Here is a 1,030-nt window from a genome sequence, read left to right on the forward strand (position 1 = left end):
ACGAGTTCTAAAGCCTCCGAAAACACAAAAGCCAGCTTAATGCTGGCTTTTTTAATTGGCTTTCATTTCAAAAATGTAAAGAAAAGTATGAAAAATGAAAGTTTACTGTTTTGCCATCTCTTTCTTCACCATCACTGCTGCTGCAACGATGAATGCGATGATCAGACCAAGCTCCATGAACTACCCCAATAGCTACAAGAAAATTTACGACCTAAATTAAGAGTCATGGGTAGTTTAGCACTTATCTATTTGGTTGCTACCTTTTAACCAGTAATTTACGATTTTTTCCGATTTAGATCAAAAAAGGCGCTGGAATGCGCCTTTTGTTATTATTGTGTTAAATGAAACTATGCGTCTGGGTAACCTTGTGGGTTATTTGATTGCCAGCGCCATGTGTCCCCTGTCATCTCTTCAAGAGTACGTGATGCTTTCCAGCCTAGTTCATTCATTGCTTTTGAAGGATCTGCCCAACATTCTGCAATGTCACCAGGTCGACGTTCAACCAGTTGGTATGGCACATTTTTACCGCACGCGCTTTCAAATGCTTTTACCATTTCAAGAACGCTGTAACCATTACCGGTACCAAGGTTGTAGATGTGCAAACCAGCTTTACTGCCGACTTTTTCTAGCGCAGCAACGTGGCCATCTGATAGATCCATTACGTGAATGTAATCACGAACACCAGTACCATCTTTGGTTGGGTAATCACTACCGAATACAGATAGAAACTCGCGACGACCAACCGCTACTTGAGAAATAAATGGCATTAGGTTGTTCGGAATACCTTGCGGGTCCTCACCTAACTCACCAGTTGGGTGCGAACCAACAGGGTTGAAGTAACGAAGAAGTGTGATGCTCCAGTCTGGATTCGCTTTTTGGAAGTCAGTTAAGCACTCTTCTACCATTAACTTGCTACGACCGTATGGGTTAGTCGCACTAGTTGGGAAGTCCTCAGTAATTGGCACTGATGCAGGATCACCATAAACTGTCGCAGATGAGCTAAATACCAGTGATTTCACGCCTGCTTCAC

The 1,030-nt window shown here is 42.8% G+C and carries 2 protein-coding genes; one reads left to right on the forward strand and one right to left on the reverse strand.

The genetic code is table 11. From position 1 onward, the window contains the following. Positions 1-192 (forward strand): hypothetical protein (locus R7R24_RS24975; protein WP_219587347.1); only part of this gene is annotated, 192 nt, incomplete at its 5' end. Between the two features lie 155 nt (positions 193-347). Here R7R24_RS24975 and galE read toward each other — a convergent pair. Then, positions 348-1,030: UDP-glucose 4-epimerase GalE (galE, locus tag R7R24_RS24980; protein WP_318119792.1), on the reverse strand; the 683-nt coding region annotated here is incomplete at its 5' end.

Source organism: Vibrio sp. 704 (genome assembly GCF_033339295.1).